Source organism: Pseudomonas sp. FW300-N2F2, assembly GCF_017351655.1.
Classification (GTDB): domain Bacteria; phylum Pseudomonadota; class Gammaproteobacteria; order Pseudomonadales; family Pseudomonadaceae; genus Aquipseudomonas; species Aquipseudomonas fluorescens_AA.
Window position 1 is genome coordinate 221,608 of record NZ_JACNDQ010000001.1, and the last position, 12,485, is coordinate 234,092.

11 protein-coding genes are annotated in these 12,485 nt (G+C 58.9%); 9 read left to right on the top strand and 2 right to left on the bottom strand.

Features of this window, described 5'->3' with window-relative positions; genetic code table 11:
- Positions 1-26: 26 nt before the first annotated feature.
- The 6 genes from J4E63_RS01045 to J4E63_RS01070 are packed head-to-tail and all read left to right on the top strand — an operon-like array spanning position 27 to position 7,711.
- Positions 27-1,064: an acyltransferase gene (locus J4E63_RS01045; protein WP_207280755.1), complete on the top strand. Its 1,038-nt coding sequence runs from the start codon at positions 27-29 to the stop codon at positions 1,062-1,064.
- A gap of 10 nt (positions 1,065-1,074) precedes the next feature.
- Positions 1,075-2,046 carry a hypothetical protein gene (locus J4E63_RS01050; protein ID WP_207280757.1) on the top strand — a complete coding sequence of 324 codons (972 nt, stop codon included), beginning with the start codon at positions 1,075-1,077 and terminating at the stop codon, positions 2,044-2,046.
- 7 nt (positions 2,047-2,053) lie between these two features.
- Complete coding sequence (locus J4E63_RS01055) at positions 2,054-3,277, top strand: glycosyltransferase (protein WP_207280759.1); 1,224 nt, start codon at positions 2,054-2,056, stop codon at positions 3,275-3,277.
- Positions 3,278-3,337: 60 nt separating this feature from the next.
- Positions 3,338-5,257, top strand: a complete 1,920-nt coding sequence (gene asnB / locus J4E63_RS01060) for an asparagine synthase (glutamine-hydrolyzing) (RefSeq protein ID WP_207280761.1) — start codon at positions 3,338-3,340, stop codon at positions 5,255-5,257.
- Entirely contained in the window at positions 5,229-6,488 is a 1,260-nt protein-coding gene (locus J4E63_RS01065; protein ID WP_207280763.1) for a glycosyltransferase family 4 protein, read from the top strand. Before asnB ends, J4E63_RS01065 begins: the two co-directional genes overlap by 29 nt.
- The gene (locus J4E63_RS01070) at positions 6,485-7,711 is read left to right on the top strand and encodes a glycosyltransferase family 4 protein (RefSeq protein ID WP_207280765.1); all 1,227 of its coding nucleotides are present in this window, start codon (positions 6,485-6,487) and stop codon (positions 7,709-7,711) included. The genes J4E63_RS01065 and J4E63_RS01070 overlap by 4 nt, the downstream gene beginning before the upstream one ends.
- Positions 7,712-7,748: 37 nt before the next feature.
- On the opposite strand, the gene J4E63_RS01075 is transcribed toward J4E63_RS01070, so the two are convergent.
- Both J4E63_RS01075 and J4E63_RS01080 read right to left on the bottom strand, forming a co-directional pair.
- Entirely contained in the window at positions 7,749-8,996 is a 1,248-nt protein-coding gene (locus tag J4E63_RS01075; RefSeq protein ID WP_207280771.1) for a TIGR03862 family flavoprotein, read from the bottom strand.
- A 281-nt stretch (positions 8,997-9,277) separates the two neighbouring features.
- The gene (locus tag J4E63_RS01080; RefSeq protein ID WP_207280772.1) at positions 9,278-10,198 is read right to left on the bottom strand and encodes a histone deacetylase; all 921 of its coding nucleotides are present in this window, start codon (positions 10,196-10,198) and stop codon (positions 9,278-9,280) included.
- A gap of 73 nt (positions 10,199-10,271) precedes the next feature.
- On the opposite strand from J4E63_RS01080, the gene J4E63_RS01085 reads away from it, so the two are divergent.
- The 3 genes from J4E63_RS01085 to J4E63_RS01095 all read left to right on the top strand — a co-directional run bounded on the left by J4E63_RS01085 (position 10,272) and on the right by J4E63_RS01095 (position 12,405).
- Positions 10,272-10,841: a GNAT family N-acetyltransferase gene (locus J4E63_RS01085; protein ID WP_092332940.1), complete on the top strand. Its 570-nt coding sequence runs from the start codon at positions 10,272-10,274 to the stop codon at positions 10,839-10,841.
- Positions 10,842-10,945: 104 nt separating this feature from the next.
- The gene (gene tesB, locus J4E63_RS01090) at positions 10,946-11,815 is read left to right on the top strand and encodes an acyl-CoA thioesterase II (RefSeq protein ID WP_072411434.1); all 870 of its coding nucleotides are present in this window, start codon (positions 10,946-10,948) and stop codon (positions 11,813-11,815) included.
- The gene (locus J4E63_RS01095) at positions 11,812-12,405 is read left to right on the top strand and encodes an HAD family hydrolase (protein ID WP_207280773.1); all 594 of its coding nucleotides are present in this window, start codon (positions 11,812-11,814) and stop codon (positions 12,403-12,405) included. The genes tesB and J4E63_RS01095 overlap by 4 nt, the downstream gene beginning before the upstream one ends.
- The last annotated feature ends 80 nt before the right edge of the window (positions 12,406-12,485 follow it).

Sequence of the window (12,485 nt, forward strand, 5' to 3'; positions counted from 1 at the left end):
TAACTCAACAGGGATGCTTTCGTTCAATGAATCAAGTCATAACAGGTTCGCCCGTGCGGGTGCATGATTCGAGCTTGGATTTTGTGCGGGTGGTCGCGTGCCTGGCCGTGGTGTTGTTGCACGTTTCTGCACGGCCGATCTATATGCAGGGTGAATTGAGCATGTGGGCCTGGCTCGTGGGCGACGCCGTCAGCTCGTTGACCCACTGGTGCGTGCCGGTGTTCGTGATGCTCAGTGCAGTGCTGATCCTCGGTAACATCAAGACAACCTATCGCCATATCCTGACCTCCCGTGTGCCACGCATGCTGGCTGTTCTGTTCATCTCTTCGGTGATCTACGCCTTATGGATGAAGTACTTCCAGCAGGCCTTTGTCTGGACCGCTTTCCTGAAAGCCATTGTCTCGGGGCAACCGTATTACCATTTGCACTTTTTCTACCTGATCATCGGGCTCTATCTGATAGCGCCGCCGCTGTCGCAGGCCGTGGTCAATATGGAAGAGAAAGACCTGCGCAATGCGGTCATCGCCACTTGTATCCTGACGATGGTGACATTCGCCTGGAGTACGTTTTCCCGGACATACACGCCCAATGGCGGTAGTTTTTCCTGGTCGTACATCAGTTATTTCCTGCTGGGTTATTACCTGTACAAGTTTCGACCCAACCTGCCCTACGGGATGATTACGTTGGTGGGGTACCTGGTCACGGTCATCGGGACCTTCGCGCTGGCCTATGGTTTCGGCAGTGCCTACACATGGAAGTTGTACTTCTTCAGCTACTTCAGCCCAACGGTTTTTGCCATGTCCATCGGTGTATGGGGTTTGAGCCTGCAAGTCGCGAAGAAAGTCAGGATACCTGGGCTCAAGCGCTTGGCTCCGCTGACGCTGCTGGTCTACATCCTGCATCCAATTTTCATGGAGTTGTTCCGTTCGCAATATGCCAAGGTCTCTCCCTCGTTGATGAGGCCATTGATAGAAGTGCCATTGACATTCGTGCTGACAACCTTCTGTGCCTTTGCCGCAGCCTGGTTGCTGTACAGAATCTCCTTTATTCGTCGTTTATTTTAAGGATTTGCAAGTGAGTAACTCTAAGAGCCGTACCGTGATACTTGCCTCGGTTGCTGTCGTGGCAGTAGCCGGCTTGGGGTATGCATGGAAAAACAACTTACTGTTCGGTGATGTCTTTGATTGGGGCAGTGAGCCGGTCGTTCGTGTCCAGCCGGCATCGGAAGACTCCCTGCATGTCGAATACCCTTCGGTCTTCAAAGTCGGTGATGCCAACGCCATGCTGTACTCCGGGTACGGTGACGATCATCGCTGGAGGATCAAGTTGGCCACCGCGCAGAACGACACCGACTACATCAAGCAGGGCAACATCTTCGACGAAAAACTGTTGCCATTCAAAGGCGCCTACGCTTTCCCCTTTGTCAGGAAGAACCTGGTAAACGGTGTAACCGGCTATGAACTGTTCTTTTCCGTGACCGAAGATGGTTCCACCTCTTATTCGGCGATCTATCGTTCCACCAGTACCAACGGCTTGCGTTGGGAAACGCCTAAGAAACTGTTGAGCGACAGTGCCCTTGACCCGGTTGTGCTCAAGCACAACGGTCGGGACAAAATTCTCTACACCTCCGCAGTCAATGGGAGCAACACGATCAAGGCGGCCGAACTGAAAGCCGATGGCGGTGTGGGATCGAGCACCGTGGTGTTGAGTCCAGACACTGGGATCTACACATTGGGCGTAGTCCATGTCAATGACAAGCCGGTGCTCCTTGTGGAAACCCCGAAGAGTTGGGATGCCTACTGCTTCAACGCTTCGGACAAACTGGTAGCGGCGAGCCAGGAGCCGGTGTTCACGTTCAAGGACAATACCGGGAAAGCTTGGGATGGCTTGAAGTACGGCATGTACTTCTTCGAAGAGGCTGACTCGCCGACAGTCTATTACAACGGTATTGAAGGTCATGGTGTCGAACAGGGCGGGCAAATTGGCGTTGCCAATTACAACGCCGGCAACTTGACCAGCAAATTGGACTTGAGCCAGTGTCAGTGAATCGGGATTGCAACGGCGCATGAATATTTTGATGACGACAGCCGATCATTTGATGATTGATCGGCGGATTCTGCAGGAAGCCCAGACGTTGGTTGAGCAGGGTCACCAGGTGACGTTGTTGGCGGGCTTCGAATGTCCGCAACGGGAGTCCTACTCGCACAACGGTATAAAGATCGAGCGATTCATGTTCGATTGGGGGGATTCGCGGTTTTCAGCCCTGGCACGTCGCTATAACTTGCTGCCAGGCTCGACCACCTATAATCGAGCCTGGCGTTTGTTCAGGGCCTGGGCCAATCGTGTAGCGCGTTTGAACAGTTTCGAGCAGTTCATTCTCGACCGGATGACGGAATACCAGGTTGACGTGCTGCACGTGCATGATTTTCCCATGCTGGCGCCGGCCGTCGAACTGGCGAAGATTCGAAACGTTCCGCTGATCTACGACGCCCATGAGCTGTACTACGCTCAGGTACAGCTACCCGAGGCCACCCAGAGGAAATACAAGAAAAAAGAATCGCGGCTGATCAAGCAAGTGGATGCGGCGATTACGGTGAACCCGTACATTGCCAAGTTGATGGCAGAACGTTATGCCGTTACGACTCCACACGTCATCATGAACGCAGCGCCCAAGGTACCGGTGGCGTCGACGTCATTGCTGCGTGAGCGCTTCGGTCTTGCTCCCGATGACAACATTCTGCTGTACCAGGGCTGGATTTCCGATAATCGGGGAATTGAGCGCATTGTCGAGGCGGCAGCCGACTTTGCCGCCAATACCTATCTGGTGCTTGTGGGATACGGTGCATTCGAAGACACCTTGAAGAACCTGGTCATTGAGCGAAACCTCGGGCACCGGGTGTTCTTTTACGGTGGGGTGCCATCCGACGATCTGCACGAGCTGACTTGCGACGCCGACCTGGGAATCATCCCTTACCATGGCGTCGACGAGAATAATTATTTCTGCAGCCCCAACAAACTGTTCGAGTTTGCGGTCGCTGAGTTGCCTTTCATCAGTAACGACTTGCCATTCCTGCACGATATCGTCAGCACTTATGGCAACGGCTTGTTGGCGGATTTGAATTCTGCCGAGGCCATTGCAAGTGCGGTCAACCAGTTGTTCGGCGATTCGGCGAAGATGGCTTCGCTGAAAGACGGGGCGAAGAAAGCCCGTGAAGCGATCAATTGGGACGTGGAAGGTGAAAAGTTGCTGAATATCTATCAACGCGTCACGGGCTGAGTTCTTCGGAATTTTGAACGACGCGTCAGTTATTGTTTGTTTAAGGCAGGATGGTTTTTTATGTGTGGGATTGCAGGGATCGTAGCGGTTTCAGGAACGCCAGAGTCGATGCGTGGCTCCGTCATGAAGATGATGGACGCCATTCGTCACCGTGGCCCCGATGGTGAGGGCACCTGGCTTGATCCTGCTCGGCCTGTAGCGTTGGGCCATCGGCGCCTGGCAATTATTGACCCGGAACACGGCAAGCAGCCGATGACTACCGAGGACGGTCGTTACACGATCGTTTTCAACGGAGCCATCTACAACTACCTGGAATTGCGCCGCGAACTCATCGGTCGAGGCCATCCATTGCACCACTATTCGGACACGGAAGTGCTGCTGCACGCCTTCCGTGAGTGGGGCGAGCGCTGTGTCGATCGCCTGATAGGCATGTTTGCCTTTGCCATCTGGGACCGCCTCGAACAACGACTTTTCTGCGCTCGAGATCGTATTGGCATCAAGCCGTTCTACTACCATTTCGATGGTCAGAAACTCGGATTTGCCTCAGAGATCAAGGCACTCTTTGCCGACGGCTCCCTGAAGGCGGAGTCGAATTCGGACGGTTTGCAGGATTACCTGACGTTTCAGTTTTGCCTGAACGAAAAGACACTGTTCAAAGGGGTCCAGAAGCTCGAGCCGGGTTATCACCTCAGCGCCTGGTATGAGGGCAGTCAGCTCAAGATCAAGACCTACCAGTATTGGGATCTGCAATACAACATCGACGAGCGCCATGACGAGCGTTATTTCGTCGACAATCTCGCCGCCCTGATAGAGGACTCGGTGCGCATGCACCTGCGCTCCGATGTGCCGCTGGGTGCGCACTTGTCCGGCGGCCTGGATTCCAGCGCAGTCGTCTGCCTGGCCTCAAGGATGTTGGGGGGCGAACGACTCAAGACCTTCACCGGGGCCTTCCATGAAGGTCCGCAATTCGATGAGACGGGGCACGCCAAGGCCGTATCGGCGTTCGCCGGTACCGACTATAACGAGGTGTACATCCCGGGCAGTGAGCTGGCCGATCTGCTACCCAAATTGATGCACTTCATGGATGAGCCGCTCGCCGGTCCAGGCCTGATTCCACAGTATTACGTTTCGCGCCTGGCTGGCGAGCAGGTCAAGGTCGTACTGGGGGGGCAGGGCGGTGACGAGCTGTTCGTCGGGTATGCCCGCTACATGGCAGCCTACCTGGAGAAGTGCTTGTCCGGGGCGATCAATGAAACGGCAAACCAGCATCGCTATGCGGTTTCGCTGGAATCGATCATCCCCAATCTGTCGTTGCTCAAGACTTATCAGCCAATGCTGCAAGGGCTGTGGCGTGAAGGTTTGTTCGCATCGACCGACCAGCGCTATTTCCGCCTGATCGATCGCAGTGAAGGTATGTCCCATCTGTTCAATCCGGATGCCTTCGACAAGGGCTACTCGCCGTTCGAGTCCTATCAACAAATCTTCAATCGCGAAGGCTTGCATTCCCTGGTCAATCAGATGACCTACTTCGACCTCAAGGGCTCTTTGCCGGCATTGCTCCATGTAGAAGATCGCACGAGCATGGCGGCTTCCATCGAGTCGCGTGTGCCGCTGCTGGATCACCGCATCGTGGAGTTCATGGCCACCATTCCACCGAACATCAAGTTTGCCGGCGGACGAATGAAGCATCTGTTCAAGGAGTCCGTGCGCAACGCGGTGCCGCAGAGCATCTTCGAGCGCAAGGACAAGATGGGTTTCCCGACACCGTTGACGCAATGGACCAAGGGGGTCGCCCGCGATTTCGTCCGCGATACGCTGTTGTCCGAGCGAGCCCGTGCGCGCGGGTTGTACAACGTGCAGTCCGTCGAGAAGGCATTGAACAGCGAAAGCGAGTTCGGTCGGGTCGTCTGGGGATTGCTGTGCATGGAGCTCTGGCACCGCAACTTTATCGATGGAGACCTGCATCCGGGTGGTATCTGAAATCATGCAGCATGCCCCGCGGGTCTTGATGCTCTGTAATGACAGGCAGATTGACCGGAGAATCCTTCTCCAGGCCGACAGCCTGGAAGAGGACGGTTGGGACGTCACGATCCTGGCCATGCCGGCGGACGAACTCGTGGGTACGGATGACCGGCGTGTACGGCGCATCGGTACCCAGACCGAATCGATTGCACGCAAGGAGAATCGCGTGCTTGAGGCCTATGGCCTCATGCGTCGGCATTTACCGATGAACGGTCGCCTGATGCGTGCAATGAAATCCCTGGCCTGGCGTTTCCTGGTCGATCATGAGCGTTTCTACCTGAACCTGTTCCTGGCTGATGGGCGTCAACACAAAGCGGAGGTGGTGGTGGCTCACGATCTGCCAATGCTTGCGGTCGGACGCACGTTGTCCGAAGAGTTCGATGCTCACCTGGTCTACGACAGCCATGAGCTCTACAGCGAGCAAGAGTTCTCTCGTGGACAGCGCTCCAGTTGGGCCCAGGTGGAGCGTCGGCATATACAGGCCTGTGATCGGGTGATTACCGTCAACCCTTCCATCGCCCGCGAGCTTGAGGCGCGTTATGGTGTGGCTGAAGTGGCCGTCATCCACAACGCGGAGCGTATCCAGGCACAAACCGAGCGTTCCTGGTATTTGCACGAGCGCTTTGGCATTCCCCGCGAGCACCGTGTGCTGCTGTTCCAAGGCGGTTTTTCTGCTGGACGCAACTTGCCTGAACTGGTGGAAGCCATGGGGTTATTGTCCAATGCCGGAATCCATCTGGTCCTGCTTGGCGACGGTCAGCTCGCCTCGGCCCTGCAGCGCCTGGTTGAGCGCAAGGGACTGACATCGCGGGTGCATCTGCATCCGGCGGTTGCCCAATCGCAGTTGCTTGGAATAACGGCAGCGGCTGATGCGGGCGTCATCCCCTACCAGGCGATCTGTTTGAATAACTATTACTGCACGCCGAATAAATTATTCGAGTTTATTGCGGCGGGACTTCCGATTCTGGCCAGCGACCTGCCCGAACTTCGTCGCCTGGTGGAGGGGAACCGGATTGGCTGTGTTGGCGACCTTGCGACGCCCCGAGCGATCGCCGATAGGATCACCGCTTTTTTTGCCGATGAACAAAGACTGCAACACTGGCGCGAGCGACTCTCGGTGGTTCGCCAGGAGCTTAGTTGGCAGCAGGAAGGCGAACGGCTTAAAGAATTGTATAAGGCGTTCAAATGAAAGTCGCAGTGGTTTATCAGTACTATCAGGGGCACTCGTCTCCGGGGCATTCGCTGATGTACGAACTCACCCAGCATTTGGCTGCTGAGGGCCATAGCGTGACGGTGGTGTCCGGGCAAACCGGTTACATGCAGCGCGATAAGCCGGTACTCCCTTGGTACAGGCGGCTGATTCTCAAGGAAAGAGAAGGCCTGGTTAAGATCATTCGTACCTACACCTACAGTGAATTGCATCGCAGTTACCTGGGGCGCTTGATCAGTTTTCTTTCATTCTCCGTGACGGCGCCCCTTGGTCTTCTGCGAGCCGAAAAACCGGATGTCGTGCTGGCTTCTTCGCCCCCTATCTTCCCGATGCTTCCAGTATGGGTGGTTTGCAAGCTGCGAGGTATCCCGTTGGTGTTCGAGGTCCGGGATCTGTGGCCGGAGTCCGCCGTGCAGATGGGGATCCTGCGCAATCGGTTGCTGATTTCCATCATGTCCTGGATGGAGCGGTTGCTCTATGACAAGGCGAAACGCATCGTCACCCTGACCCAGGGTATCCGCAACGATATCCATGCGCGCGGCTGGCCTGTGAGCAAGCTGGAAGTCATTACGTGTGGTGTCGACACTCAAATGCTCTATCCAGACGCCGAGGCCGGATGCGTGGTTCGTCGCAACTTCGGTTGGGAGGGGCGCAATATCATCCTGTACTTCGGCGCCATGGGCGAAGCCAATAACCTGGATGTGGTCATTGACGCCGCCGTGCAGTGCCAGGATGAAAATACGCTGTTCCTGTTGATCGGCGACGGCATGAAACGGCCCTACCTCGAGCAGCGGATTACAGAACTGAAGATCGACAACGTACTGATCCTCCCGCCGGTGTCCAAGCACGAGGGACGGGGGTTCATCAACGCTGCCGACCTATGCCTCGTCACCTTGAAGGACATCCCGTTGTTCAGGGGCGCCATCCCTACGAAGCTGCTCGATTACATGGCCTGCGGCAGGCCAGTGTTGTGCGGTGTCGAGGGGGAGGCAGCCGAGATAGTCAAGGACGCGAAAGCCGGGCTGGTGTTTCAACCGAACGATGGCCATCGCCTTTCGGTCATCATTGCCGAACTGCTGCGCAACGAGTCTCTGCGCGACAAGATGGGACAGAGTGGGGCGCAATATATAAAGGACAACTTCGATGCGGTGCGAAGCCGAACGGCAATGACCGCGCTGCTCGAGGCTGTTTCAGTCGGCTAGGCTGGGATATCGGGCCTGCCGGGTATGGGCGTACGGCTCAGGACCGCGCGCCGTTCCTGAGCCAATCCAACACGCCCAGCCCCGCACGATAGCCGGTAGCGAAGCATGCAGTGAGAAGATATCCCCCGGTAGGTGCTTCCCAATCGATCATTTCTCCTGCAACAAAAACCCCTGGAACGGATCTCAGCATAAGGTTTTCGTCCAGGCCGCTGAATACCACGCCGCCTGCACTGCTGATGGCTTCATCCAGCGGGCGGGGCTTGACCAGGGTGATGGGCAAGGCCTTGATCGCCTGGGCCAGTCGCGCCGGGTCGGCGAAGGCGTCGGCAGGGGTGAGTTCGCGCAGCAGCGCGGCCTTGACGCCATCCAGTCCCAGCTGGCCATGTAAATGCTTGGCCATCGAGCGTGAACCGCGAGGCTTGCCCAGGGCTTGCCGGATTTTGTCCACAGGCCGGCCAGGCAGCAGGTCCAGGTGAATAGTCGCGCTGCCATGTTGGTTGATCGCTTCGCGAATCGTTGCCGACAGGGCATAGACCAGGCTGCCTTCGAGGCCGGTGGCGGTGAGCACGCATTCGCCGAGGCGCGGTACATCGTCGTTCAGGCCCATGGCGATGTTCTTGAGCGGGGCCCCGGCGAATTTGCTGATCATCAGGTCGCTCCAGGCCGCTACCTCGAACCCGCAGTTGCTGGGTTGCAGTGGCGCCAGGGCTACGCCGCGTTGTTCCAGCGGTAGCATCCAGGCGCCGTCGGAGCCCAGGCGCGACCAACTGCCGCCGCCCAACGCCAGCAAGGTGGCCTTGGGGTGCAGGGTTTTGTCGCCTTCCGGGGAGGCGATGCGCAAGCTGCCATCCGGGTTCCAGCCGAGCCAGCGATGACGCGTGTGGATCACCACGCCAGCATCGCGCAGGCGCTTGAGCCAGGCGCGCAACAGCGGGGCGGCCTTCATGTCGGTAGGAAATACCCGCCCGGAGCTGCCGACAAAGGTGTCGATGCCCAGCCCGTGGATCCATGTGCATAACTCATCCGCCCCGAATGCCCGCAACAGCGGCGCGAGGTTTGGCGCGCGTTCGGCGTAGCGGGACAGGAACGCCGGAAAGGCTTCGGAGTGGGTGATGTTCATGCCGCCCACGCCGGCCAGCAGGAATTTCCTGCCCACCGATGGCATGCCGTCGTACAGGTCGACTCGCAGGCCGGCCTGGCTCAACACCTCGGCCGCCATCAGGCCGGCGGGGCCGCCGCCGATGATGGCGATGTCTGAGGGGGAGGGCTTGGCGGTCGAGGTCATGATTTGAACTGTGGGGGCTGGGGTAGGCGGGGCATTCTACCAGCACAGATCCCTGTGGGAGCGAGCTTGCTCGCGATAGCGGTGTGTCAGCGGCATTGATGTAGCTGACCCTCCGCTATCGCGAGCAAGCTCGCTCCCACAATTGGGTCGGTAGGTGTTGTTGAGAACTCTGATCAAAAAACAGCCAAGCCCCTGCAAGCTATAGGCAACATAGCCTGTAGGCCGTTTCGCTCAGGTTATCCACAGGCCGCTCCACAGGCATTGTGGGTAAAGCCCAGGTTTCAGTGACAACCTGATGACGTCCAGACCCTTTGTGCGCTGTGGTGCAGGATCCCGTGGCGGCGAGCCAGGGCCTGGCGGTCCTTGCTGTAGCCACCGCCGATCACGCCGACCACCGGGATGTCGCGGCCCAGGCAATGGCGCATGACGCTCTCGTCCCGGGCGGCGAGGCCTTCGTCGGTCAGTTTCAGATAGCCGAGGGCATCGTCCTTGTGCACATCGACACCGGCGTCATACAGGACCAGGTCCGGTTGGTAGAGCGGCAGCAGGTAGTTCAGGGCGTCGTCCACCACCTTCAGGTAGGCGGCGTCCTCCATGCCCATCGGCAGGGGAATGTCCCAATCGCTGTGCGCCTTGCGTGCGGGAAAATTCTTTTCGCAGTGCAAGGAAACTGTCACGGCGTCCGGGGTGTCATGGAGTATTCGGGCGGTGCCGTCGCCCTGATGCACATCGCAATCGAAAATCAGCACCCGCGAGACCCGACCGCTGGCCAGGAAATAGCGGCTGATCACCGCCAGGTCGTTGAAAATGCAGAACCCGGCCGGGTGGTCGTAGTGGGCGTGATGGGTGCCGCCGGCCAAGTGACAGGCCAGTCCGTGTTCAAGGGCTTGTTCGGCGGCCAGCAGCGAACCGCCCACGGCGCGTACCGTTCGGCGGGCCAGGGCTTCGCTCCAGGGCAGGCCAAGTCGCCGTTGGTCTTCGCGGGACAACTCGCCGCCCATGTAGCGTTCGATATAGGCACGGTCGTGGGCCAGGGCGAGGATGTCCGGCGGACACAGCGATGGGCGCAACAGGTCCGTGTCGCGGGTCAGGCCGCTGTCCACCAAGTGATCGCGCAGCAGGCGAAACTTGTCCATGGGGAAACGGTGTTCCGCCGGGAATTCGGGGCTGTAGTCTTCGTGATAGATCAGCGGCAGTGACATGGTGTTTTCAGTAGTGATTGAGTGACGGATCCTACCAGCGATGTAGACTCTGGAGCATGGAAAGGGAGTGAAGATGGAGCCGATACTGGAACTGGAAAGCGCACGGTTGCTCTTGCGGCAGTGGCGCGATGATGACTTGCCGGAATTTGCCGCCATGTGCGCCGACCCGCAGGTGATGCGTTATTTCCCGGAACGCCTGAGCCGCCTGGAAAGCGCCGCCCTGATCGGCCGTGTGCGAGGGCATTTCGCCGAGCATGGTTTTGGTTTGTGGGCGCTGGAACGCAAGGACACCGGGGACTTCATCGGCTTTACCGGGCTCGGTGTGGTCGGGTTCGACGCGCCGTTCACGCCGGCCATCGAAATCGGCTGGCGCCTGGCCCGGGAGCACTGGGGCCTGGGGTATGCCAGCGAAGCGGCGTGGACCGCCCTGCGTTGTGCCTTCGACCAGTTGACGCTGGACGAAGTGGTGGCGTTCACCGCCGTCGATAACCTGCCCTCGCAAAAGGTCATGCAGGCCATTGGCATGCATCACGACCCGGCGGACGACTTCGAGCACCCGACACTCGCCGTCGGTCATCCATTGCGTCACCATGTGCTTTATCGCATCAATCGTGAGCAGTGGTTGCAGACCCTGCACGGTTAGCCGACACGGACGTTTACAATGCCCGCCAAATGGCCCGGGCCAACAATCGATCCACCGCCGCAGCGTAGACTGCGCGGTCATTGCGCTGTGTGAGGAAAGTCTGAATGAGCCACGTGTTGGAAGATCTGGTCGACCTGCTGACCCTGGAACCGATCGAAGAGAACCTGTTTCGCGGTCGTAGCCAGGATCTGGGGTTTCGCCAATTGTTCGGCGGCCAGGTGCTGGGCCAGTCGTTGTCGGCGGCCAGCCAGACTGTGGAAGAGGCGCGCCATGTGCATTCGATGCACGGTTATTTCCTGCGTCCGGGCGATGCCGCGCTGCCGGTGGTCTACCAGGTGGACCGGGTGCGCGACGGGGGCAGCTTCAGCACCCGGCGGGTGACGGCGATCCAGAAGGGTAACCCGATTTTCACCTGCAGTGCGTCGTTCCAGTACGACGAACAGGGCTTTGAGCACCAGAGCACCATGCCTCAGGTAGTCGGGCCGGAAAACCTGCCGTCCGAGCTGGAGCTGACCCAGCAGCGCGCGCACCTGCTGCCCGAGCACATGCGCGAAAAACTGCTGTGCCCCAAGCCGATCGAGGTGCGCCCGGTCACCGAAAAAGACCCTTACAACCCGCAACCAGCCGACCCGGTGAAATACGTGTGGTTCCGTGCCGATGGCGCCCTGGCGGACTCGCCGGCCTTGCACAAGTACCTGCTGGCCTACGCGTCGGACTTCGGCCTGCTGACCACTTCGCTGCTGCCCCATGGCAAATCGGTGTGGCACAAGGATATGCAGGTCGCCAGCCTCGATCACGCCTTGTGGTTCCATGCCGACCTGCGCGCCGATGACTGGTTGCTCTACGCCATGGACAGCCCGTGGGCCGGCAATTCCCGTGGATTCTCCCGGGGCAGCGTGTTCAACCGCGCCGGGCAACTGGTGGCCTCGGTCACCCAGGAAGGCCTGATTCGTCACCGCAAGGACTGGGCATGAGCCTGTCCGAGGTTCGTCATTGGGTGTTCGACATGGATGGCACGCTGACCATTGCCGTGCATGACTTCGCGGCAATCCGCGTGGCCCTGGCGATTCCCGCCGAAGATGACATCCTCACTCATCTGGCAGGGTTGCCCGCTGAGGAAGCGGCGGCCAAGCATGCCTGGTTGCTGGAACACGAACGGGACCTGGCGCTGGGTTCCAAGCCTGCGCCTGGCGCGGTCGAGTTGGTGCGAGAACTGGCCGGGCGCGGCGATCGCCTGGGGATCCTGACCCGCAACGCCCGCGAATTGGCCCACGTGACCCTGGAGGCCATTGGCCTGGCGGACTGTTTCGCCGTGGAGGATGTGCTGGGCCGCGACGAGGCACCGCCCAAGCCACATCCCGGTGGCCTGTTGAAACTGGCCGAGGCCTGGAACGTGGCGCCGGACACGCTGGTGATGGTGGGTGACTACCGCTTCGATCTGGACTGTGGCCGGGCGGCGGGTGCGCGGACGGTGTTGGTGAACCTGCCGGACAATCCATGGCCGGAGCTGACGGATTGGCATGCACGCGATTGTGTTGAGTTGCGGCAGATGTTGTCGGCTTGAGAGGACGGTTGACTGATCGATCGCCATCGCGAGCAAGCTCGCTCCCACAGTGGCGCATGCAGAAAACTTTGTGGGAGCGA

Excerpts from the sequence above, each read along its gene's own strand:
- tesB (WP_072411434.1), top strand. The coding sequence starts at position 10,946 with ATGAGCCACGTGTTGGAAGATCTGGTCGACCTGCTGACCCTGGAACCG.
- J4E63_RS01085 (WP_092332940.1), top strand. The coding sequence starts at position 10,272 with ATGGAGCCGATACTGGAACTGGAAAGCGCACGGTTGCTCTTGCGGCAG.
- J4E63_RS01095 (WP_207280773.1), top strand. The coding sequence starts at position 11,812 with ATGAGCCTGTCCGAGGTTCGTCATTGGGTGTTCGACATGGATGGCACG.
- J4E63_RS01065 (WP_207280763.1), top strand. The coding sequence starts at position 5,229 with ATGGAGACCTGCATCCGGGTGGTATCTGAAATCATGCAGCATGCCCCG.
- J4E63_RS01075 (WP_207280771.1), bottom strand. The coding sequence starts at position 8,996 with ATGACCTCGACCGCCAAGCCCTCCCCCTCAGACATCGCCATCATCGGC.
- J4E63_RS01070 (WP_207280765.1), top strand. The coding sequence starts at position 6,485 with ATGAAAGTCGCAGTGGTTTATCAGTACTATCAGGGGCACTCGTCTCCG.
- J4E63_RS01045 (WP_207280755.1), top strand. The coding sequence starts at position 27 with ATGAATCAAGTCATAACAGGTTCGCCCGTGCGGGTGCATGATTCGAGC.
- J4E63_RS01080 (WP_207280772.1), bottom strand. The coding sequence starts at position 10,198 with ATGTCACTGCCGCTGATCTATCACGAAGACTACAGCCCCGAATTCCCG.
- asnB (WP_207280761.1), top strand. The coding sequence starts at position 3,338 with ATGTGTGGGATTGCAGGGATCGTAGCGGTTTCAGGAACGCCAGAGTCG.